The sequence below is a fragment of the Shewanella sp. SG41-3 genome, from assembly GCF_014164545.1.
Taxonomy (GTDB): Bacteria; Pseudomonadota; Gammaproteobacteria; order Enterobacterales; family Shewanellaceae; genus Shewanella; species Shewanella vesiculosa.
In genome coordinates this window covers 464,131-487,162 of sequence record NZ_JACJFJ010000001.1, presented here as the reverse complement: position 1 = coordinate 487,162, position 23,032 = coordinate 464,131, and the positions used below count along the sequence as shown (strand labels likewise).

At 39.9% G+C, this 23,032-nt stretch carries 19 protein-coding genes; 10 read left to right on the top strand and 9 right to left on the bottom strand.

Annotation, left to right across the window (positions count from 1 at the left end; all coding sequences use genetic code 11):
• Positions 1-34 precede the first annotated feature (34 nt).
• From rcsF to H5164_RS02100, 4 genes are all read left to right on the top strand, one after another.
• The gene (gene rcsF / locus H5164_RS02115) at positions 35-430 is read left to right on the top strand and encodes an Rcs stress response system protein RcsF (RefSeq protein WP_124017983.1); all 396 of its coding nucleotides are present in this window, start codon (positions 35-37) and stop codon (positions 428-430) included.
• 115 nt (positions 431-545) lie between these two features.
• The gene (gene tsaA / locus H5164_RS02110; RefSeq protein WP_220487626.1) at positions 546-1,334 is read left to right on the top strand and encodes a tRNA (N6-threonylcarbamoyladenosine(37)-N6)-methyltransferase TrmO; all 789 of its coding nucleotides are present in this window, start codon (positions 546-548) and stop codon (positions 1,332-1,334) included.
• A gap of 4 nt (positions 1,335-1,338) precedes the next feature.
• Positions 1,339-1,950, top strand: coding sequence for a DapH/DapD/GlmU-related protein (locus tag H5164_RS02105; RefSeq protein WP_124017982.1), 612 nt, complete (start codon positions 1,339-1,341; stop codon positions 1,948-1,950).
• Positions 1,951-2,128: 178 nt separating this feature from the next.
• Positions 2,129-3,844 carry a proline--tRNA ligase gene (locus H5164_RS02100; protein WP_124017981.1) on the top strand — a complete coding sequence of 572 codons (1,716 nt, stop codon included), beginning with the start codon at positions 2,129-2,131 and terminating at the stop codon, positions 3,842-3,844.
• Positions 3,845-3,905: 61 nt separating this feature from the next.
• On the opposite strand, the gene H5164_RS02095 is transcribed toward H5164_RS02100, so the two are convergent.
• On the bottom strand, positions 3,906-5,270 hold the full coding sequence (locus H5164_RS02095; RefSeq protein WP_182723266.1) for a sensor histidine kinase: 1,365 nt from the start codon (positions 5,268-5,270) through the stop codon (positions 3,906-3,908).
• Positions 5,271-5,301: 31 nt separating this feature from the next.
• Positions 5,302-6,843 (bottom strand): DUF3369 domain-containing protein, encoded by a 1,542-nt coding sequence (locus H5164_RS02090; protein ID WP_124017979.1) that lies wholly within the window; start codon positions 6,841-6,843, stop codon positions 5,302-5,304.
• Between the two features lie 342 nt (positions 6,844-7,185).
• Here H5164_RS02090 and H5164_RS02085 point away from each other — a divergent pair, with 342 nt between their 5' ends.
• Positions 7,186-8,313: a patatin-like phospholipase family protein gene (locus H5164_RS02085; RefSeq protein WP_124017978.1), complete on the top strand. Its 1,128-nt coding sequence runs from the start codon at positions 7,186-7,188 to the stop codon at positions 8,311-8,313.
• 265 nt (positions 8,314-8,578) lie between these two features.
• Positions 8,579-9,004: a copper resistance protein NlpE gene (locus H5164_RS02080; RefSeq protein WP_182754569.1), complete on the top strand. Its 426-nt coding sequence runs from the start codon at positions 8,579-8,581 to the stop codon at positions 9,002-9,004.
• A 102-nt stretch (positions 9,005-9,106) separates the two neighbouring features.
• Here the strand turns inward: H5164_RS02080 and H5164_RS19980 are convergent, their stop codons facing one another.
• Positions 9,107-9,241: a hypothetical protein gene (locus H5164_RS19980; RefSeq protein WP_259396712.1), complete on the bottom strand. Its 135-nt coding sequence runs from the start codon at positions 9,239-9,241 to the stop codon at positions 9,107-9,109.
• Between the two features lie 267 nt (positions 9,242-9,508).
• On the opposite strand from H5164_RS19980, the gene H5164_RS02075 reads away from it, so the two are divergent.
• Positions 9,509-9,670 (top strand): small highly charged protein, encoded by a 162-nt coding sequence (locus H5164_RS02075; protein ID WP_124017976.1) that lies wholly within the window; start codon positions 9,509-9,511, stop codon positions 9,668-9,670.
• 166 nt (positions 9,671-9,836) lie between these two features.
• Here H5164_RS02075 and H5164_RS02070 read toward each other — a convergent pair whose 3' ends face one another.
• Positions 9,837-11,234, bottom strand: coding sequence for a magnesium transporter (locus tag H5164_RS02070; RefSeq protein ID WP_182742747.1), 1,398 nt, complete (start codon positions 11,232-11,234; stop codon positions 9,837-9,839).
• A gap of 151 nt (positions 11,235-11,385) precedes the next feature.
• On the opposite strand from H5164_RS02070, the gene H5164_RS02065 reads away from it, so the two are divergent.
• Complete coding sequence (locus tag H5164_RS02065) at positions 11,386-11,871, top strand: glutathione peroxidase (protein ID WP_182754568.1); 486 nt, start codon at positions 11,386-11,388, stop codon at positions 11,869-11,871.
• Between the two features lie 1,880 nt (positions 11,872-13,751).
• On the opposite strand, the gene H5164_RS02060 is transcribed toward H5164_RS02065, so the two are convergent.
• From H5164_RS02060 to H5164_RS02040, 5 genes are all read right to left on the bottom strand, one after another.
• A complete protein-coding gene (locus tag H5164_RS02060) occupies positions 13,752-15,533 on the bottom strand; it encodes a M1 family metallopeptidase (RefSeq protein WP_182754566.1) in 1,782 nt (593 codons plus the stop codon).
• A gap of 615 nt (positions 15,534-16,148) precedes the next feature.
• On the bottom strand, positions 16,149-17,120 hold the full coding sequence (locus tag H5164_RS02055; protein WP_124017972.1) for a PstS family phosphate ABC transporter substrate-binding protein: 972 nt from the start codon (positions 17,118-17,120) through the stop codon (positions 16,149-16,151).
• Between the two features lie 757 nt (positions 17,121-17,877).
• Positions 17,878-19,173 (bottom strand): phosphate regulon sensor histidine kinase PhoR, encoded by a 1,296-nt coding sequence (gene phoR / locus H5164_RS02050; RefSeq protein ID WP_124017971.1) that lies wholly within the window; start codon positions 19,171-19,173, stop codon positions 17,878-17,880.
• A gap of 174 nt (positions 19,174-19,347) precedes the next feature.
• Complete coding sequence (gene phoB, locus H5164_RS02045) at positions 19,348-20,037, bottom strand: phosphate regulon transcriptional regulator PhoB (RefSeq protein WP_011638217.1); 690 nt, start codon at positions 20,035-20,037, stop codon at positions 19,348-19,350.
• A gap of 196 nt (positions 20,038-20,233) precedes the next feature.
• Positions 20,234-21,178: a porin gene (locus H5164_RS02040; RefSeq protein ID WP_124017970.1), complete on the bottom strand. Its 945-nt coding sequence runs from the start codon at positions 21,176-21,178 to the stop codon at positions 20,234-20,236.
• 325 nt (positions 21,179-21,503) lie between these two features.
• On the opposite strand from H5164_RS02040, the gene rdgC reads away from it, so the two are divergent.
• Together rdgC and H5164_RS02030 are read left to right on the top strand one after the other, a co-directional pair.
• The gene (gene rdgC / locus H5164_RS02035) at positions 21,504-22,415 is read left to right on the top strand and encodes a recombination-associated protein RdgC (RefSeq protein ID WP_182754564.1); all 912 of its coding nucleotides are present in this window, start codon (positions 21,504-21,506) and stop codon (positions 22,413-22,415) included.
• Between the two features lie 18 nt (positions 22,416-22,433).
• The gene (locus tag H5164_RS02030) at positions 22,434-22,991 is read left to right on the top strand and encodes a glutathione S-transferase family protein (protein ID WP_182754562.1); all 558 of its coding nucleotides are present in this window, start codon (positions 22,434-22,436) and stop codon (positions 22,989-22,991) included.
• The last annotated feature ends 41 nt before the right edge of the window (positions 22,992-23,032 follow it).

Sequence of the window (23,032 nt, the reverse complement as noted above, 5' to 3'; positions counted from 1 at the left end):
AGATCTATTACCCATTAATAATAAGGTTACGGCCATGACGTTTTCTCTTAAATATGCATTTATAATCTCAGGCATAGCACTATTATTGAGTGCTTGTGCCAGTGATTACACGTTCAAAAGTAATTTAGACAGTAAAGCCATCAATGATTATTTTAAAGTCGGTGATGTGCAGTTATACGAAGGTAATGAGCAACCCAAAGGGACATTTGAAATATTAGGTTTAATTGAAGGTGAAGCCTGCCAAGAAACCAAACAGGATGCACCACCACAAATGTCAGTGGCTCGCACTAATGCCAGAAGAGCTGCAGCGGACATAGGCGCAAATGGTTTTGTCGTTAAAAGCTGCTTTATGATTACTGAAGCTGACAATAGTTGTTTTAGTCGAGCGCTTTGCGTTGGCCAAGCGATTAAAACAGCTGCAAAAAAATAATAACTCAATAGAGTATATTCGCAGCCTATAGATGATGAGTGCTCATATCACACTCATCAATATTTTTTATATTTGATTTTTTCATTTCCTATTTTCTGTTTAATTCAGGTACCGCATGACACAAGGCAACGATCAACACAGCCAAACAGCTCCTATTAATAACCAATCTAGCGTGCCGTTTAGTAGCCAATTAAATGCAGTTGCAATATGCAGAACCCCCTATAAACAAAAGTTTGGTATTCCGCGTCAACCGGGACTAGTCAATGCTGTCGGTTATATTGAGTTTGAACCTGATTTTAATCATCTTGATGCAGTCAGAGGCATAGAGCAATATTCACACTTATGGTTACTATTCAGTTTTCATGAGAATTTAGCCCAAGGTTGGAAAACCACAGTGCGCCCTCCTCGACTAGGGGGTAATGAAAAACTAGGCGTGTTTGCCACACGATCTACATTTCGCCCCAATGGTATTGGCCAATCAGTGGTAAAGCTACACGGGGTGGTTCAACGTAAAGGTAAAGTGTGTTTGGTGATATCGGGTATGGATTTATTAGACGGTACGCCAATTGTTGATATTAAGCCCTATGTTCCGTTTTCCGATGCAATTACTGATGCAAAAGGTGGTATTGCGCAAGATGCACCTATCTTGGTTCCACTGACTTATACAGCCCTAGCCAGTCAACAAATTAATCTTTATAGCCAACAACAACAATATCAAGATCTTGCCGCGCTTATTGAAGGTGTATTGTCCCAAGACCCTAGGCCCGCGTATAAAAAAGCCAAAGACGATCCCAAACTATATCAAGTTGCATTGTACGATTTAGATATTTTTTGGTGTGTTACAGCACAAGGTATCGAAGTACTAGAGCTTAAACCGACCAAAGTGACATTGTTAAAGGATTAACCCTATGGCAGAAATTGATTACCAAGCTCAACACAAACGACGCTTATCATGGATGCCATGGCTGTATTTTTCACTCAAGCCTAAGCATTTAGCCTGGGCAAAACCATGGCAAGATGAGATTCAACAGCAGTTGAGTCAGCTGGAAACCATTCATATTGGCGAGCACAGTTTTATTGCCCCACAAGCACAACTGTTTGCCGAACCCGGGCGAGATATCAGCATCGGTAATCAATGCATGATTGCAGCAGAGGTATTTCTGCATGGCCCTATCACCTTAGGTAATGAAGTGGCCATCAATCATGGCTGCAGCTTAGATGGTGGTCGTCATGGCATAACAATAGGCAACCAAACACGGATAGCCAATAACGTCACTATTTATGCTTTTAATCATGGCATGTCACCTACTACACCCATTTATAAACAACCCGCGACATCAAAAGGTATCGTAATAGGCCAGGATGTGTGGATTGGCGCTCAGGCAGGTATTGTCGATGGCGTGACGATTGGAGATTACGCCGTTATTGGTATGGGCTGTATTGTGACCAAAGATGTAGCAGACTACGCCATCGTTGCAGGTAATCCGGCTCGAGTCATTGGTGATAGACGCGACAAATAGCCTCAAGCAGAGATAACGCAAGGATAAATCGATAAAAATGACGTTATTTCAACTTAGCTATCTCAAACTTGGCATTTAAGCATCACAAAGCCTGCTTTTGAGTCGAATTAGCAGGTGACATCATTAATGCAGGTGCTAAAATGACGCTAATTCATAGCAACTATTTTGGACATTGGTAATGCGAGTTAGTAAGTACCTGCTTTCAACACAAAAAGAAACTCCTGCAAATGCAGAGGTGATTAGTCATCAGTTAATGTTACGTGCCGGTATGATCCGTCGCAATGCTTCAGGTCTCTACAGCTGGTTACCGTCAGGTTTACGTGTATTACGTAAAGTTGAAGCCATTGTTCGTGAAGAAATGAACAAAACAGGCGCTATCGAAATATTAATGCCATTAGTACAACCAGCTGATCTATGGGTTGAAACAGGCCGTTGGGACAAGTTTGGTCCTGAATTATTGCGTTTTCAAGACCGCAACAATCGTGATTTTGTATTGGGACCTACCCATGAAGAAGTGATCACCGATTTAGTCCGTAAAGAATTAAGTTCTTACAAGCAATTGCCGCTAACACTTTACCAAGTACAAACCAAATTCCGTGACGAAGTACGTCCACGTTTTGGTGTCATGCGCGCACGTGAATTCTTGATGAAAGATGCCTATTCTTTCCATTTAGATCAACAAACCATGGACAGCACTTACCATGCAATGCACACCGCATACAGCAATATTCTGACTCGTATGGGCTTATCATTCCGCCCAGTACTTGCAGACACTGGCTCTATTGGCGGTAGCATGTCGCATGAATTCCATGTACTGGCTAACAGCGGTGAAGATTTAATCGCTTATTCAACAGGTAGCGACTATGCCGCTAACATTGAAAAAGCTGAGGCAGCAATGCCAGCCGGCACACGTGCAGAGCCAACTCAAACAATGACGTTAGTGGATACACCTAACGCCAAAACAATTGCAGAATTAGTTGAACAATTTGATGTCGTTATCACTCAAACGGTTAAAACCTTAATCGTTAAAGGTGCAACGGAAGAAGCACCATTGGTAGCATTAGTTATTCGTGGCGATCATGAGCTTAACGAAATCAAAGCCGACAAGCTTGAATTAGTCGCTTCACCCTTTGAATTTGCTTCAGAAGCGGAAATCCGCGCAGCCGTTGGCGCAGGGCCAGGCTCTATCGGGCCTGTAGGCTTAACGATGCCAATTATTATTGATCATAGTGTCACTGTAATGAGCGATTTTGCGGCCGGTGCTAACGTTGAAGATAAGCATTATTTTGGCATTAACTGGGAACGTGATTTACCTTTAATCACTTCAGCGGACATTCGTAATGTTGTAGAAGGTGAGTCAACGCCGGATGGCCTAGGCACCTATGCCATGGCTCGTGGTATTGAAGTGGGACATATCTTCCAACTTGGTACTAGCTATTCTAAAGCCATGAATGCCACTGTGTTAGATGAAAATGGTAAAGCACAAGTTCTGTTGATGGGTTGTTATGGTGTCGGTGTAAGCCGTATTGTGGCGGCTGCCATTGAGCAAAATAACGATGACCGCGGCATTATTTGGCCAGAAGCTATCGCACCGTTTACGGTAGGTATTTTGCCAATGAACATGCATAAGTCACATCGTGTGGCCGACATTGCCGAAAAACTTTACCAAGACTTAGCTGATGCGGGTGTTGAAGTATTGATGGATGATCGTAAAGAGCGTCCAGGTGTTATGTTTGCCGACATGGAACTGATTGGCCTACCGCATGTTGTGGTGATTGGCGATCGCAATATCGATGCTGGGGTGTTTGAGTATAAAAACCGTCGCACAGGTGAGAAACAAGACATTCCATTTGATGAGATTGTGGCTTTCTTGACAAACGCAGCAAAAGGCTAGTTATTGATATAGCATGGAAAAAACGCACTTTCGAGTGCGTTTTTTTATTCTTAAATTCTCTTTAATCGAGATCTTTAATATAAATATCGACTTCAAAACCTTGATTAAGTTCTGAAACAATCTCAATCCTACCGGCCAATTTTTGTGTTACTAGGTTATGCACAATAGACATGCCTAAACCAGTACCGCCGACATTTCGTGCCGTGGTAAAGAATGGCTCAAAAATTTTACTTTTAACGTCTTTACTCAACCCTTTACCATTATCTTTATAGAACATTTTTATTTCATCGCCACACATCTCTGCGCCTAAGAGAATGCGTTTCTTGCCTGGAAATCCCTCAGGAAAAGCATGTCTAAAACAATTGGAGACTAAATTAGTAAAAATCTGCGCGATGGCACCAGGGTAAGAATTAACAAACAGCTGTTGTTCTAATTGAATATTCAGCTCAATGCCTTGCTTACGAGTGAGTGGTCGTAATGGCGATGAAATCTGTTCTAAATACTCGGTTAAGTTAATATTTTCTTTCTCTATAACAAGTTGATCTGCCGCCGTGCGCTTAAAGTTATGGACCAGTTCAGCGGCTCGCGACAAATTGCGTTCGACGAGATTAAGGCCGTCGGTCAGTGTGTCCATGAAATCAACAAACTTTTGTTCATCAAGATCTCCTGCCCCATAATACTTTTTGAGTTTATTGAGCTCATCAATACAATGACTGGTGGAGGTGACCGAAATACCTAGTGGAGTATTCACTTCATGCGCAACACCCGCAACAAGATTCCCCAATGCGGCTAATTTCTCATTTTCTATCAAGCTCGCTTGAGTTATCTGCAAGTTTTTGATGGCTCTTTTGAGTTCTGCTGTTCTTTTCTCAACTTGTGTTTCTAAAGCACTATTAATCGATTCAAGCTCAATTTGATAAGCTTTGACTTTTTTAGCATTGACTGCACGGCCATACAAATCGGCTAACGAACTCACGAATGCTTGTTCATCATAGGTCCAGTGCCTAATCTCACCTTTATGCTCACAACAAATAATCCCGATCATCTTACCCGCATGCCTAATAGGGCTGTCCAACATTGCGGTAATTGCGTTAGGGCGCAAATAGATATCAGCGAATTCGTATGTGGCTGGATCGGTCAAAGCATCACTGGCAGCAATAATTCTCTCTGTATCAAGAGCCTTAAAGTAACTGGGAAACTGGGATCGGGTTAAGGTAATATTATGTTGTTTGGTGTCATTATCTATTAATAAAAAACAATCAATTGACTGATTATCGTCAGTTAATAACCAAATACCGGCTCGACCTATATTCAGCCCACGACATACTGATTTAATAATCAAGGTTGACGCAAAATCTAAATCGCCCAAATCAATCAATTCAGACTGGCTGACTTCTAGCAATACCCGCTCACATATTGGATTCATATTAAATAGCTTAATCTGTTGGTATCAGTTATTAATCCGGCATTTCCTGTTGAATCTTCACAAACTGATTCAGTAATGCCAAACTTGCAGTGCACATAAGTGGATCAAATTGATTACCAGACTGCTCAATTAAATAATCTCTTACCTTTTCAGCGGGCCACGCCTCTTTATAACTACGTTTAGAAAGTAAGGCATCAATGACATCAACGATAGCCATGATTCGACCTTCAATAGGTATCTCATTACCCACTAAGCCACGAGGGTAGCCCTTACCATCCCAGCGTTCATGGTGGGTGTAGGCTATTCTCGCACCCATTTTGGCAATAATACGGTTTGATGCAGCAAGCAAGGCATAACCCTTTTCTGCATGAGTTTTCATTATTTCCCATTCATCAGGAGTCAATTTAGCGGGTTTATGGAGAATGCTCTCAGGAATACCGATTTTACCCACATCATGTAACGGAGCTGCATAACGAATTGTTTCAACAAAATCATCACTCATGCCAACATATTGAGCTAACATTTCGCTCATCACAGCAACACGCCTTACATGGGCACCGGTTTCTTTACTGCGCTGCTCAATGGCATCACCAATAATAAGGATTAGCTCACGTTGGGTTTGTTGGACATTTTCTTTGCTAGAAAGGTTTTCAAAAGTCAGGCTGACATTGGCGGCAAATAATTCTAGTATTCTGACTTGCAAAGGGGTTAATTCGGTATCATGTTGCAGATATAAGATACTCGTGACATCTAGGCCAAATTTATAAAATCCCACATAAATATTGTCATGAATAACAGACTTGCCTAAGGTGATGGCTTCAATAATATACTCTTTAACTTCACCGGGCAGTGATTCGACATTATCTATCTCACGATAACTGACCAGACTGCCTGTTGCCGCAAGTAAATTCATCTGAGTATCTTGATACAAGTCTTCGCGAAAACTGGTCAAATATAGCGCTGAATTACTTAAATTAAGCAATTGCAATGTCTGCTCGAGAACTGCGCTACCGAAATTATGCAGGGTATGACTTAACAAGACAGATGAAGAAGCTTGAATAACTTTCTCCATCCCTCGCTGACTTTGTTCAATCGTTTTAATATCTCGATATGAGCGTAACGATGTATAAACACATGATTTAAGCTTAGTCGAAGTTAGCTCAGTTTTAGCCTTGTAGTCATTGATATCAAACTCTCTAATGACCCTTTCTTCTGGTGCACAACCTGGCTGCCCTGTTCGGAGAATAATCCGCGTGCTGTGGTTGTTTAACTCATTACGGATGCGCTCAACTAAATCAAGCCCCGCATGGTCATTTTCCATCACCACATCGATAAATGCGAGTGCGATATCAGGCTCATCACGTAGTAAAGCAAAGCCCTCTTTAGCAGTAAAGCTGGAGTAGAAAGCGAGCTTTTTACCGTCAAATTCGAAATGACCCAAGGCAAACTTAGTCACATCATGGATGCCAATTTCATCATCGATAATAGCAATTTTCCAAGGCGAAAGTCTGATAGCCTTATTGATTGAATCGTTATCAACCGATACTTCTGATTTTGTCTTAAACAGTGCCACATGCCATCCTTAAAATTGAATTACCAATTGAATACTAGCTAAAAATCAACGAGTGGCCATTTTCAAAATCAACATCTTAGACCATAAAAACATCATTAATCATGACGTGTAGTTAACATTAATAATACATATACGAGCAAAAAAACACCTTAGATCTTATCTAGTATTAATCTGGATATTTTTTTATGCAATAAATACTCATCGTTATGTCTTATGGCGAATGTTTTAAGCAGATTAAAGTATAGACAATAAATAGCATAGTCGACTTATTGACAACTGGTATATAACATTAAAACCACTCATACTAGAAATTCGTCCATCAAAAAGATTAAGGGATAAAGCTTGTCAATATCAACAGCATTGGTATTAGGTGGTGGTGGTGCTAGAGCGGCATATCAAATAGGGGTATTAAAAGCCCTAGTACAGTTTTATCCCCGCAACCATAATGTTCCATTTGATATAATTTGCGGTACATCCGCTGGAGCCATTAATGCAACGTCCCTGGCCACCCACGCATCTTGCTTCCATTTAGGCATAAAAAAACTGGATTGGGTGTGGCGCCATTTTGAAACCCATCAGGTTTATCGGGCATCTATTGCGCAAGTGTTGAGGCATTTGGGGAAAATGGCAATTAAAGGCCTCCAAGACGATAAAGTAAACCCGGATGCTGGCAGCCTACTCGATAATCAGCCATTACGACATTTGTTGAATAAACTGATTGATTTTAAAAGAATTGATCGCAATATCGGTAATAAAGCACTCAAAGCTGTCAGTATCGATTGCTCGTGCTACAACAATTCACGCTCATATAGCTTCTATCAAGGTAATGATCACATTGACGATTGGCAACGTGCTAGACGCGTTGGTATCCGAAGTTTATTGCACACTGAACACCTACTAGCAAGCTCAGCAATCCCAATGGTATTTCCATCAATTAAACTTAATCAGGCCTATTATGGTGATGGTTCTGTCCATCAATTATCGCCATTATCAAGTCCGATCCACCTTGGTGCGAGTAAAATATTTGTGATTAATTTAGACAGTCCTCACAAACACTTCCCCATCGAATTTGAATATCATCCAAAAACGGCAACCATTGCTGGTCATTTGTTAGATACGATTTTCTCGGACACCTTAAACAGTGACTTAGAACGTTTACAGCGGGTCAATAACACCTTATCAATGATATCCGCCACAGATCGTGAGACATTAAACTTACGCCATATTGATACCTTAGTAATTAAACCAAGCCAAGATTTAAGTCGCATTGCAGAGCGATTTTATGATGACATGCCGTTTGCCATCAAAACGTTATTAAAATTTTTCGGCATTAATCGACAATCAGATTCAAGTATTGTGTCATACCTGTTATTCGAAAAAACCTATACTAGTACCTTGATAGACTTAGGCTATCAAGATGCAATGGACAGAATTGACGAGATAAAACAATTTTTTGACATCAAAACATAAATTTAACGTTAGGGCTCAAAATTTATGATATATCTATAGATAAGCTCACCATATCGGTTGATGGTAAAACGAGAACTATACTCTGTGCACCACTGCTAAAATGGGTCTTGAGATACCGATTGAACATAAATTAAATCGTGAATATTGCAATATTCATGATGGTAAATAGTACTCTTGTAGATGGCTTATTTTTAACTTAACAAGAATCACCCCAGAACTGCCGAGCGTCATATGCACGACAATTTTGTATCTAAAAGGATTTTAGATGAAAAATGTATGGTTGATATTCATACTAATAATACTTGGCTGCGGCCAACAAGACACTTCTAATATTGATACCACAACAAGCAGTAAAACAGACTTGCAATGGCAAGGTGTATACCATGGAATATTTCCATGCCCAAGCTGTGATGGTATGGACACCACACTAGAACTTATCAAACCAAACAAATACACCATCTATACCGTCCGTTTAGGCACTGATAACATTCCCTTTCAAGGAAGCGGTACCTTTAAATGGGATAAAACCGGTAATATTATTATCTTAGATCGTGGTCATATTTACCATATTTATTCAGATCACTTATACCTATTAGATGTTAAATCCCGGCGGATTAAAGGAGCTGATGCACAGCGATATAGAGTTAATAAAATTCAAGCATTAGATCTGCAAACAACAACCACAGAATAATTTCATAACGCTTGTGATACTCAGCGTGATTAGGCTTAATTTGGCATTCAATAATGATTGACGCTGTTGCGCACAATCTATGAAAACAGTGTTCACAAAATGCTATTTACTATTGGCGTAATGCACTTGATAAGCGTTTACCCAAGCAATAACAACAGCAGCATCAGTAATAAGCTTTTTTGCATCGGCTGATTGACTCTCGCCTATAACATCAAAACAATGTGTATTAATCATCACAAGACCTCCATTTAGCGCGCTAGACAGCCATGTATCACTGATCATTGCTATAGCAAAACTTAGTAACTGTAATTAACACTATGTCAGCATGAACTCGTACAAAGAAAGATGATTTATTTTTAGCAAAGATTCAATTGTCATCTCAATGTCATTTTCACGTGCAATAATTTTTACCATCAAGGATGAAATATTTCGCTTTAGCTTATTATTAACTTTAGGTAAAAAGAGGCTGTACCAACAGAGGTACAGTTATCTGGAATGTTGAAAATGTCACACTCATTTGAATTTGATGAAGATGATGCGCCATGGGGCGATAACATCAAGGGAAAACCGAAGTCGAAAAAAGTAAAACAGCGCCGCCGAGATACTAAACGACGTTACTTTGACGATAATGCTGAAACGGAGTTTGCACCTGCTAAGTGGAAGTAATTTATCAGGATTTTCTCATCAAGTTTAAAAAGCAAGTTGCCTGAAACTTGCTTTTTTATTGGCTAAAAAAATGGCCTTGAGCAATTCAAGACCATTTAGACAAACTAATTTATTGTGGATGTTCATGCTGTAAAACGTGAGCAATCAGTGATTAGAGTCTTTCTGTTTACAGATACAGTATGGTCGCTAATCCCAAGAAGGTAAAAAAACCTACCACGTCGGTCACTGTGGTAAGAATAACCGATCCCGATAAAGCCGCATCTTGATTAAAACGCTGTAAAATCATCGGTACCATCACCCCGGCAATAGCAGCAACCGCCATATTGATTAAAATTGCACAAGCAATAACAATACCCATGATCGTATCGTCAAACCACCACCCTGCAATAATACCAATGACAATTGACCATAGCATGCCATTAAGCGCACCGATCCCTAGCTCATTTTTCATCAACGACATGACGTTACCAGCTGAAATTTGACCCATTGCCATACCACGGATCATCAGCGTTAATGATTGGCTCCCCGCAATCCCCCCCATTGATGCAACAATAGGCATTAATACCGCTAATGCAACAACCTGCGACAATACATTCTCAAATAAACCAATGGTAGCAGAAGCTAAAAATGCGGTAAGTAAGTTAATCCCTAGCCACACGGCACGACGTTTGGCACCAATGATAATTGGAGCAAATAAATCGTCGTGTTCATCCATACCTGCGGTTGCCATTAGTTGTGCTTCATAATGTTCACGCACTAAGGCTGTCGCTGTTCGCAATGTCATGCGGCCAATCAGTATACCGTCTTCATCAACAACCGGTAATTCAAGCTCACGACTATGCTCAATCGCTTCGGCGGCTTCAATTAAAGATGAATCAGCGGAGATAACTCGGCTGTCATCCCATTTTAAGACGTGCAGTTGAGTGTCAAGATCTGCCGTTCTGAATACGTCATAACGCCGCACGGTTCCTAAATATTTATCGTTACTATCGACCAAAAATAGGTGGTCATTACAATCTAAATCGATTCGACGAAAAAAACGTTGTCCTTGTGCGACGGTAGAATTAAGACTTAATGCCAGCATCTGGTGATCGGCATAACGACCGATTTCATTTTCAGAATATTGATCATACAGTTCGAAGTGCTTACGCTGACGCTCGCCCATCTGAGCCAATGCACGATCAGTAATATTGTCAGGTAACGAATCACTCCACTCAATAAGATCTTCAGGACTTAATTGAGAAAAGAGTAAGTCTAATTCCTCGTCGGGCATTTTCTTTACAATGCCTAAACGAGGATCGGCGCGCATTAAGTTTAAAACGTCGACACGTTCTTCAACATCAACTTGCTGCCAGCGTTCATAACGCTCATCAAGTGGTAACGATTCGAGTAATAGAGCAATGGTGCCCGGCTCGGCTTCAGTTAAGATCTCACTGAACATTTCAGCCTGCTCATCACCTTCTGCTTCAGTTAACAAATGTACCACTTGGCTGACATCTGCTTGTGGTTGCGAACTGGTGTCGATTTCATCTTCAGAGTTAAGTTCGTTCTTTACATCATTCATAAGCCCGTCCTTAATTCTTAGTAGTAAAATATGCGCAAACTATATTGAAATTAGTATTGATAAGCAAACAGATAAATTAAATTGCCCACAACTTAATTGCCAACTAATCATGTTTATAATATAGTCTATCTTTCATATAAAGGAGCATCAGATGACTGCAGCAATTTATTCTATTAGCGTAAAAGATATTCAAGGCAAAGACCTTGTCATGGAGCAGTTTAAAGATAAGGTCTTGCTTATTGTTAACACGGCAAGTAAATGTGGATTTACTCCGCAATACAAAGCACTTGAGGATTTATATCAGCAATATAAAGATAAAGGTTTAGTTATCTTAGGCTTTCCTTGTAATCAATTTGGTAAACAAGAGCAAGGTAACGAAGATGAAATCAGCCAATTTTGCCAACTAAATTTTGGCGTAACATTTCCACTGTTTAGCAAAATTGAAGTTAATGGTAATAACAGTCATCCTTTGTACCAACATCTTAAAAAGTCTGCCAAAGGTCTTTTAGGGAGTGAATCTATTAAATGGAACTTCACTAAGTTTTTAGTTGATAAACAAGGAAATATCCTTGAGCGCTATGCGCCAACCACAAAGCCAGAAGAGCTTAATACTATTATTGAAAAGCTACTCAGTTAATCAGCACCACAGATGCTCGAATATTATCATTGCGTGTGCAATAGGTGTTTACGCTAGGCGATTAATATCATATTAATCGCCTTACTGTTACCAAGAAGACAGAGATAAATTGACGCGTTAGATCACTTTGCAATGTTTAAATTTAACCATCAAATTTAAATCTCAAAAACAGCAAAATAATACAAACCTAAGCTACTGATAGTTATCAAATATAAAATTTATATCTTTATTTCGATAAAAATTTGTATCTAGATTGAACTTTTTAACCATCAGGTACTCAAACTTAGTAACAGTGATATTCACTTTTGTTCATCATCTCCCTGGGACTTCTAGCGCGGTCCCCTTGATCGCTAAGTCGATCGATAGGCAATCATTTGATTGCCTTTTTTTATGGTTGTTAAACACTTCATTCACTCTGGATTACATGACCTCATTATCCTGATATAAGCTTATTTGCCGCTGAATCTTAGTTACCGGCTTTGCGCGGTAAACGTTAACGAAATCTTACTCAGCAATTATTTTTAAATTTTTTCATTACTGAGTGAACTTTTACAAATCCCCCTAGTCAGAATATATGTAACCAGTAAGGAGACAAACTCGTTAAACCGTTCTCCAATGTTTAGTTTGTATTTACTTGTTACAACAGCTTTATGTGTATTGTTCATCATCATCCCTATTTGGCGAGTATTAACACGCTAGCGCACCGTTAATCACAACCCACAAAGAACGACTTAGGCAACCATATTGGTTGCCATTTTTTTAGCTTATATTTGCCAATAATCTTTATCTGTTGGCATCACATCGACACCTTCCTGAGCATACACAATAGTTTAAAAGTAGCTTATGAGACCAGACCCAGCTAAAGCGCTAAAAACCAACCTATTGATAAACTAAATAAAAAAATCACTCATTGCATAATATAAACCCTATATACTCATGATCTTTGGCTATTATCCCCAAAGATATACGCTGAAGAGACCGAAAATATGACTCTGATGAATTAAATTCAAAAAAATCGGTTTTTCAGTGAACTTTCCTGATGACAGCCAGTCTTATTAATTGTACGGAGTAAGATATAGTTTAAGTAAGTGCAGCATAATGAGTTAGCTTCTTCATCAGCGTTAATTGATTATTGCTAAATTATTGACATCACTTATCACAAGTTTTTAGTTAGGATTATTACTGCTATACCGTTTTATGTTCATCATCATCCCTATTTAGGCAGTATTAACACGCTAGCGCACCGTTAATTACGACCTACAAAGAACGACTTAGGCAACCACATTGGTTGCCATTTTTTTGCCATTAGTGTGTGAAATCCTTTTACACATGGTATTGATCATCCGCCCAAAGAATTGAGCAGCATCAATAATGCTAATAGCTCAATAATCCCAAACGAGTTAGGTTAAATTTTGATCTCTAATGGCGCAGTTATTATCAAAATACTGGCTTCACTCCGATAAAGGCTCACTCAAAAGAGATCAGCATCTGTGCAAAAGTCCATCGATAACTGAAGCGATTTATCACACGCAAAATAAATTCAAAAAAATCATTTTTTCAGTGAACTTTCCTGATTATGCCCAGTCTTATTAATTGTACGGATAAAATGTAGTTTCAAATGATTGCCATATAATGAGTTAATCTTCATCCCCCGAGTTAATTGATTATACGGCTAAATGATTCACGCGGCTTATGCCATACGCCAGTTTAGATTAAGTTATTGCAACACAGTTTATTGTTCATCATCATCCCTATTGGGAAGTATTAACACGCTAGCGCACCGTTAATAACAACCCGCAAAACATTATTTTGGCAGCCAATATGGCTGCCATTTTTTTTATCATTTTTTGACAAAAACAACGCAATAAAAAGGTTAATACTTAAATTATCAGTAGTTTGTCTAGCTGTACTTGAAGAGAAGGATGATAGCCAGGGCGCGCTTTTGCATAAATATCGAGTAATTCTTGTTGGTAACCGGCTATTTGTAACTCAACAAACAAGGGTCTAACAAATTTGCCTCGACCTATACGGCATAGGTAGCCACTTAATGCAGGTAACACAGGATCAAAATGATTACGGATGGCAACTCGATACCAATCACAGGCTATTTCTGCATTCAGGCTATTTGTTAACGTAAATGTAGCGTCTAAATCTAATAATACCGCTTGGCTTACAACTAAAGGTAATTGGGTGAGGAAATACTGCCAGTGGTGAACTCGCCACCCATCGACCTGTAACTCAATTGCTGGAGTACCTTTAATAACAGCCTCTACTGCTAACTCAACTTTATCTAAACTGCTTGAGGTTGGACCGATAAACCATTGAGGTAATCCTTGTCCATACACCCACTCGTTAAGCTCTGATAACGTTAACTTATCATGATGTTCCACCAACAGCGTTTGCTTGGCATAATCAATAAATGTTTCAGTGGTAATGGCGCTAAACGAAAAATAATCGACATATTGAAATAGGAACTTATCAAATCCCGCTCGGCCTAATCGACTTTCAAGCTCATGCACAAACATCGATGCTTTATCGTAGGTAAAGCGATTAAATGCCAGATTAGGATCGCGATCTTGCACATTGGCTGGTAAGGTTTGACTGACTAAGGGAGTAGATCCCATTTCCTCTTGCAAACGTCCGTACTCGATAACCCATTCGAGTTCTGCCTGCTCTTCGCCATAAACCGCTTCTACAATACGATTAGTAAAATAAGTGGTAAATCCCTCATTGAGCCATAAATCTCGCCAAGTTGCATTACTGACTAAATTACCCGTCCAAGAATGAGCTAATTCGTGAGCAACAGTTGAAACAAGACTTTTATCACCAGCAATTAATGTCGGGGTCATAAACGCTAACATGGGATTTTCCATGCCACCAAATGGAAAGCTTGGTGGCAAAATAATCATGTCAAAGCGGCCCCAAGCATAAGGTCCTAATATGGACTCAGCGATTTGGATCATGGACTCGGTATCTTCAAATTCTTTGACAGCCGCAGCAAGCATGCCGGGTTCAGTATAAATACCACTTCTGGGACCTGTTGCTTGAAAGCTTAGCTCTCCAACCGCTATCGCGAGTAAATGTGTCGGGATCGGTTTATTCATACAAAATGTAAATACACCATCATCTGGCATGTCAGGGATATTTTCGGCACTCATTACCGCACGTAAACCCTGGGGCACATTGATGGTTGCATTAAAGGTTATTCGTGCTTTTGGGGTATCTTGCAAAGGTATCCAGCTACGCGCGTTGATGGGCTGTGATTGGCTAAATAGGTAAGGTAATTTTTTACCTAATGTTTGTTGCGGTGTAAGCCATTGAAGCCCTTGAGCGTTTGTGGATGTACGATAATCAATCACCACCTCATCGACTTGCTCCCCAACATCTATCACCAGCTTTTGACCGAGTATGTCACTCACATCACTCATAGTATACGACAACGGATTAGCCTGACTGTCGGTGATACCATGTATGAGTAAATCTCGGCAATCTAACACTAATGAGACTGCCGATATGGTGCGCGTAAATTGCAATCGGGCAACGCCGATAAGTTGCTGTAAGTCAAAATCAACCACGAGATTAAGATCAAGATGATGCACACATAAAGCATCCGTATTGGCGCTTGAATGGTAATCGTGTTGTACGTTCCATTTTGCAGTCACAAAAAACCCTCACTTGGCAGAGAAACATCAAATCCAGTAACGATAATAGCATTAGCATCATCAAAATGTGCCGTATTGGGTCAGAGAGGAATATCGATCACAGGAAAAGCAAAATAATAAGCCATCAATTTAGACTTGATGTTTGCCATGCGACTAATGGCATAAACCTAAAACATAACGCGAAGTAGAACACATTCACAATGTATGCCTTAATGTATTTCGGGTAAAAGACGAATAAAGCGCCAGAAACCAGAAAAATCTATCTAGATTATAATGAATGCAAATCATTAAAAAATAAAACGTTTTAATCTCACATCTTATTTTGCCAATCTTATTTTTATATAAAAATGCATTTTTTTAGTATCATCGGGAACTAACTCAGAAATGATGAGTCATATTATATGAACCGAATTTGAATTACTTTTTATGTACCAAGTAGCTTCTTATTGTTCATCATCATTCTCCTATTCGATAGTTGTAAAAATCTATCAACAGCATTGCCCTTAGCAATAGCAGCAACCTCTTAGTTAGGTTGCTTTTTTTTATATTTTTTTAACGTTAAAAAACAAAAAAGGCCTCAAAGAGGCCTTTTTTAGTTTACTGAAAGTGAGTTAACTAAAGCGTAATACCGACTTTCTCTAAATCTTTTGAAATCACAGATGTTGGTAATGGAACATAACCATCTTTCTCAACAATTTGCTGACCTTGCTTAGACAATACGAAGCGTAAGAATTCACGATCCATTGGCGATAGGTCTTTATTAGGATGCTTGTTCACGTAAACATATAAGTAACGTGATAGTGGGTAAGTACCATCTGCTGCATTTGCTGCTGATGCTTCGATAAACTTATCACCTTTCTTAGAGATAGCTACCGCTTTTACGCCCGCTGTTTTATAACCAATACCAGAGTAACCAATGGCATTAAGTGACTGAGAAACAGACTGAACTACAGAAGCAGAACCTGGTTGCTCGTTCACGTTTGCACGGAAGTCACCTTTACATAATGCTTTTTCTTTAAAGTAACCGTAAGTACCAGATACTGAGTTACGACCGTAAAGCTGAACGTCTTTAGCTGCCCAGTTGCCGTCTAAACCAGCATCGCCCCAACGGTTGATTTCTTTACCGCCACACTTGTGTGTAGAAGAGAAGATTGCATCAATTTGTTCAATGCTTAAACCTGTAATTGGGTTATCTTTGTGTACGAATACAGCTAAAGCATCGATAGCAACACGAACCGCTGTTGGCTTATAACCGAAATGCTTTTCAAATGCTTCAACTTCGTTAGGCTTCATTTTGCGGCTCATAGGACCGAATTGAGAAGTACCTTCAGTTAATGCTGGTGGCGCAGTTGAAGAACCCGCTGCTTGGATTTGGATATTAACGTTTGGATAGATGTGTTTAAACTCTTCAGCCCATAACGTCATCATGTTTGCTAATGTATCAGAGCCAACAGAAGACAAGTTACCAGAAACACCACTTGTTTTTTCATATGATGGTAAAGTTGGATCTATAGCAGCCATAGATGCTGCTGAGAATACGCCAGCGGCTGTAAGAGTAATTGCGCCGACAAGTTTTTTCAGTTTCATTGTAATGCTCCAGAATTAAGCGTACTAAGTTTTTAAAACGTAGTCAGTATCGACCTCATTGATGACAAGTCTATGACGTTGATGTGACAGTTAGATGACACAAGGTTCAAAAGTATTACATGAACAAATACAAAAAATAACACAATTAATATCAAACACTTAAAATCAATGCGAATATAAATTTGCCTGTAAAATAATAAACAATAGCCAATTCCAGCTTAACTAAATTAACTACTTGTCACAATAATGCTGACAAGACAAGCTTATGACACAAAATTACCCCGTATAAGTTTATCGCACTTAAGATGTGTATAACGGCCTAAGCTCACCGAGGAAGGCAAACGCTGAGTCGATTGATACACTTTAGCGAGCTTAAAATAATAAATTAAACCTTAATCACTTACTGGCAAGGTTTATAACCTATATGTCACAGCATTATGACGGGTATTCTTGTTGTCGGTTGTTAGCGATTGTTATCCCTTGTTGTTAGCGCTTAGTGATAGCTAATGCCACACAGAAAGCTAACATGTTTGATAATGCAAAGTTTAGCCTAACGAAAACCAACAGCTTAAGCCTATGCATAATGCAAAGATAAACGAGATAGATATATGTGTTCAGCTTAGCTCAAGCCTACTTGGTAAGCGGTCTTTCGCAACACAAGTGTGCCTGAGTCATATCAGTCAATCTCAACTAAGATTAGCCAAAATTAAGTCATAAAAAAACAGCATAAATGCTGTTTTTTTATTAATAACTGCAACTATTGTCGCACTAACAAATGAGATGGAATGATAAAACTGAAGATACTGCCTTTGCCATACTCGCTGGTAACGTTAAGCTCGGTGTGATGATGGTTTAAAGCGTGCTTAGCAATAGCTAACCCCAAGCCTGTGCCACCGGTTTTACTCGAGCGAGCATTATCGACTCGATAAAAGCGTTCAGTTAAGCGATTAATATGTTGCGGCGCGATGCCAACACCGGAATCTTTAACCGAAAAAAGTGCGCCAGTTGCCACACTTCGCCACGATACCGCAATCGTCCCCCCAGGAGAGGTGTAGCGAATTGCATTTGAAATTAAATTTGAGCAAGCACTGCGTAATTGCAACTCATTACCATGAGTATTCAACCCCGCTTCACAATTAAACACTAAGGTATATTCGGTACCAGCAAGAGCTTTAGCTTCTTCTTTAAGAATATCCATCATCAACGTCATATTGACGATTTTCGATAAATCGAGATCGACAGCATCTTCAATACGTGACAATGCCAACAACTGCTCAACCATCGACTGCATTCGAGTCGTTTGTTGTTGCATTAGTGATAATGGTTTTTGGTTAGGTGAATTTGCATCCTCCATGCTTTGCATGATTTCTAAATAACCTTGCAATACCGTTAATGGCGTTTTCAATTCATGGGACACGTTAGCCACAAAATCTTTACGCATGCCTTCTAATTGATGTATTCGGGTAACGTCTCGAGCGATTAGCAGCAACTGACGATCACCATAGCTCATGACTCGAATTTCAAGTAAACGCTTATCTGAGACAGGAGACGGAATTTCTAATGGTTCGTTATATTGGGCATCTTTTAAATAAACTGAAAAATCAGGATGGCGGATAAGGTTATCTATTCTCTGGCCATTATCTTGAGGCCAAACAAATCCTAAGATTAGCTGAGCCAATTTGTTGCACCATAAAATATTGTGCTCGGCATCCAGAACAACGGCAGCATCAGGTAATGCTTCTGCTCCTTGGCGAAAGCGGCCCAATAAGGTAGCAAGTTGACCTACACGACGACGATTTTTTCCTTGTAAACGATAAAGACCATTAAACACCCCTTCCCAACTTCCTCTACCTTGAGGAGGTGTAAGCTTTTTATCTTTCCATAACCAGAAGTTTAACCGAGCGATTTGGCGATAGTGCCACACGAGCAATACAATTGTCCCCGTAAGCATAACGCCGACAACATGGTCAAATAAAGCCCCGACCAGCATAAATAGAACAAGCAACATCGCTAAGCGAAAAAATAAGCGATATCCAGAATACGAGATAAACATAGGCTACCTAAATTCGAAAGTAACGCCGCCAACACATTCAGTGCCGTTACTGATTATTAGGGCTAACAACGAAGCACAAGATAGCCTAAAAAGGCTATTATGGCTAGACAGCAAAAAAAGCGTTTCTAAAAGCTCTGTCTAGCATGACAAAACTTTTAGCGCTGCCAATACGAATTACATTCTGGTTGAAAATCGGTAACCTGCACCGCGAACAGTTTGGATCAATTTATCGTGTCCACCCTCTTCGACCGCTTTTCGTAAGCGTCTGATGTGAACATCGACAGTGCGATCTTCAACATACACGTTGGTGCCCCACACGTTATCGAGTAACTGCTCTCTGCTGTAAACTCGCTCTGGATGGGTCATAAAGAAATGCAATAAACGAAACTCAGTCGGCCCCATATCGAGCACAGCATCACCGACAGTCACCCTATGACTGACAGGATCAAGTTGCAGTCCTTGCACATCAATAGTCTCTTCTAACCGAGTTGGTGCACTTCTTCGCAAAACGGCTTTAATCCGAGCGACGAGTTCTTTAGGTGAAAAAGGTTTAGTTATATAGTCATCAGCGCCGACTTCAAGGCCTTTGACTTTATCTTCCTCTTCTCCACGTGCTGTCAGCATAATAATTGGGATCTGACGAGTAAATTCATCTTGCTTTAAACGTTTAGCTAATTGAATGCCACTGCCACCAGGGAACATCCAGTCTAATAAAATTAAATCTGGGTATGGCTCTTTAAGCAACTCAATCGCCGAATCAAAATCTTCAGCAGCAGCTGTCGTAAAACCATGTTGATCCATCACAAATGTCAGCATCTCACGGATTGCTGATTCATCTTCTACTATTAAAATCCTAGCTGTCATATTGGGTTTCTACGTTAATTTGCCACGGGACTATTATTGGACATTTTTGTTACAGATTTATGATATAACGCTTGATTCTGGCATTAAATACGCCATTTTGTCATAAAAAATTCATTACTGTTATTTAGATATAACAAAAAAGGGCTTAAAGCCCTTTTTTATTGATTGCAGATTTAACCGTCAAATAACGACAGATTTAGAACTTATGTTCGATACCTACACCAACGTAGCTGTCATCTTGATCGTTTGAATCAAATGAGTTTGCAGTGTAAAAAGCAAATAACTTGGTTGGCTTACCTAACTTGTAGTCAGCGCCAACAGACCATGAATTACCTTTATTTTCCATGTCTAAGTACTGTGCTTTCAAAGTAACATCATTGATGTCATATGCTGAGCTTAATAAGTAGCCATTGTCTTTAATACCGCTGTCTAGTTTTTCTTGCTGCTGATACATACCACCAATCACTAAACCGGCCACTTTACCTTGAACAGTAGCACGTGCAGTGTCATAACCTTTTACTTTTGAATCGTAAGCAATTGCAGCGTAGATTGGTGTGCTTTTTAATCCAGCATCACCGTACATTAGCGCCATACTCACGCCATCTTCACCTTCTACGTTACTACCAACAACTTGATCTGCATCACCAGAGGCAACATAAGTCACACCCGCTTGGAAATCACCAAATACTGGCGTGTAGTAAGTTGCGGTTTGAGCCATGCGGTTTTCACCTTTAAACATGGTTTTCATATCGCCAGAAAGGTCGTTGAATTGATCAATTTTACCTTGAGATACTTTAAGGATTGTGTCGTTACGACCAACAGATACAGCACCGAAGTTACCTTTTAAACCAACAAATTGGTTACGAGCTAAAAAGTTTTCTTTGTTTGCATCACCTGTGTTGACTTCATATTCGATGGTATAGAAAGCTTCTAATGATTTGCTTAACTCAAACGCACCGGTTACACCAAAACGTGATGCATTACTTTGAATTGTCGTTTCAGTGACATCAGCAACATCATTTGATTGTGCTGTTACGTTTAACTTACCGTAAACTTGAAGAGGATCTGCGGCGTATGCACTTGAAGCTACTGAGGCTGCGATTGCAGAGGCTAATAGTGTTTTGCAAAAAACGTTCATCATTTCATCCTTTCGACGCATATATCGTCATGGTTATTCTGGGTTAGTTGTATCGGAACGAGATGAATTCTGCCTTGCAAATGTTTCAGAAATATTTCACTGATAGATGAAATCCCCATTCTGACTGTTTCAAACTATTTAACCCTATAGGAAACCTCCGTACAGCAAGGGTTTCAAGCTGAGTTGTTGTAATGTGACAGTTTGATGAATTCTAATCCTGATGACTGAACCTGTGTTGCGACTGATGTTTTTTTGATGGTTTACCACTTTGCCTCTATACCGTAAACTGCTGTCACTGAATTTTCCTGTTAATTAATGAGAGCCTTCTATGTGGTTTAAAAATCTCACCTTGTACCGTTTCAACAAACCGTTTACGACAGATACCGAAACATTAGAGAATGCCTTAGCTGACTTCACTTTTTCTCCTTGTTCGAGCCAGGACATCAGCAAGTTTGGTTTTTCAAATGCTTTAGGTAAAAAAGGCCAAGCATTAGTGCACAGTGCTGAAAACCGTCATTTAATTTGTGTCACTAAAGAAGAAAAAATTCTCCCAGGCCAAGTGATTAAAGAAGCCTTAGATGAAAAAGTGGCGGAGATTGAAGATCAAGAGAACCGTAAAGTCACTAAAAAAGAAAAAGACACCATTAAAGATGAAATCACCACGACGTTGTTGCCTCGGGCATTTTCTCGTCGTAGCCAGACACACGCACTTATCATGCCTGAACTGGAAATGATTCTAGTCGATAGCTCTAGTGCGACTAAAGCGGAAGAGTTATTAGCATTACTGCGTAAAGCCTTAGGCAGCTTACCTGTGATCCCGTTAAGTTATGCAACTCCAATCGAGTCAACGTTAACCCAGTGGTTACAAGCGGGTGAAGCTCCTGCACCATTTAAGATGCAAGATGAAGCCGAACTTAAGTCTGACTCTGATGAAGGCGGTATCGTACGCTTTAAGCAACAAGTGCTCCAAGAAGATGAAGTGCTCGCTCATATTGCAACAGGCAAGCAAGTACACAAACTAGCCTTACATTTTGGCCAGTCGATTGCCTTTTTAATGCAGTCTGATGCCACGATTAAACGTCTTAAGTTTTCTGAAGAGTTTAGAGCAGGTAATGATGAAGTCGGTACAGAAGACCCATTAGCCCGTTTAGATGCAGATTTTGCCTTAATGGGCAGTGAATTAGTCGCGTTTATTAGTGCGGTTAATCAAGCTTTTGGTCCGCTAGAGCAAAGCGTGTAATCCAACTAAGGACACAATATGAAACTATACGGAAGTTATACGTCACCTTTTGTTCGCCATTGTAGAATTGCGCTACTTGAGTCAACGCTCGATTACCAATTCATTGAAACCGATCACGCCACCAGCGCGACGTTATCGCCGACTAAACGGGTGCCTTTTTTACAAGATGGTGAGTTAACGCTAACCGATTCTAGTGCCATATTGCGATATATCCGCAGCAAGTCGGACAAGCCATTCCTTGAAAGCACTGTCGAGCTTGATCAATATTGTATGATCAATACAGCATTGGACAGCACAATCAATTTATTCTTCTTGTCTCGTGATGGGGTCGATATTGAGCGCTTTGATTACACCATCAGACAGGCGCAGCGAATTGAGTCGACATTAATGCAGCTTGAAACATTTGAATTGCCTTTGCATGGCCCTTTTAATGATGTGCAGCTAAGACTAGCCTGTTACCTCAGTTGGGCGATATTCCGCCAACGTATACATATCGCTAACTACCCTAAGCTAAAACTGTTTTTAGCGGCAGTTGAAAAAGAGCCATTTTTTATTGAAACCGCCCCGCAGGCATAAGTTAACACGATAAAAAATGCCCTGAATTTCAGGGCATTTTT

Bases quoted from the DNA above. Each gene is read 5' to 3' on its own strand.
- H5164_RS02030 (WP_182754562.1), top strand. From the start codon at position 22,434: ATGAAACTATACGGAAGTTATACGTCACCTTTTGTTCGCCATTGTAGA.
- H5164_RS02100 (WP_124017981.1), top strand. From the start codon at position 2,129: ATGCGAGTTAGTAAGTACCTGCTTTCAACACAAAAAGAAACTCCTGCA.
- tsaA (WP_220487626.1), top strand. From the start codon at position 546: ATGACACAAGGCAACGATCAACACAGCCAAACAGCTCCTATTAATAAC.
- rdgC (WP_182754564.1), top strand. From the start codon at position 21,504: ATGTGGTTTAAAAATCTCACCTTGTACCGTTTCAACAAACCGTTTACG.
- H5164_RS02075 (WP_124017976.1), top strand. From the start codon at position 9,509: ATGTCACACTCATTTGAATTTGATGAAGATGATGCGCCATGGGGCGAT.
- H5164_RS02070 (WP_182742747.1), bottom strand. From the start codon at position 11,234: ATGAATGATGTAAAGAACGAACTTAACTCTGAAGATGAAATCGACACC.
- H5164_RS02065 (WP_182754568.1), top strand. From the start codon at position 11,386: ATGACTGCAGCAATTTATTCTATTAGCGTAAAAGATATTCAAGGCAAA.
- H5164_RS02040 (WP_124017970.1), bottom strand. From the start codon at position 21,178: ATGATGAACGTTTTTTGCAAAACACTATTAGCCTCTGCAATCGCAGCC.
- H5164_RS02095 (WP_182723266.1), bottom strand. From the start codon at position 5,270: ATGAATCCAATATGTGAGCGGGTATTGCTAGAAGTCAGCCAGTCTGAA.
- H5164_RS02105 (WP_124017982.1), top strand. From the start codon at position 1,339: ATGGCAGAAATTGATTACCAAGCTCAACACAAACGACGCTTATCATGG.
- phoB (WP_011638217.1), bottom strand. From the start codon at position 20,037: ATGACAGCTAGGATTTTAATAGTAGAAGATGAATCAGCAATCCGTGAG.
- rcsF (WP_124017983.1), top strand. From the start codon at position 35: ATGACGTTTTCTCTTAAATATGCATTTATAATCTCAGGCATAGCACTA.
- H5164_RS02080 (WP_182754569.1), top strand. From the start codon at position 8,579: ATGAAAAATGTATGGTTGATATTCATACTAATAATACTTGGCTGCGGC.
- phoR (WP_124017971.1), bottom strand. From the start codon at position 19,173: ATGTTTATCTCGTATTCTGGATATCGCTTATTTTTTCGCTTAGCGATG.
- H5164_RS02055 (WP_124017972.1), bottom strand. From the start codon at position 17,120: ATGAAACTGAAAAAACTTGTCGGCGCAATTACTCTTACAGCCGCTGGC.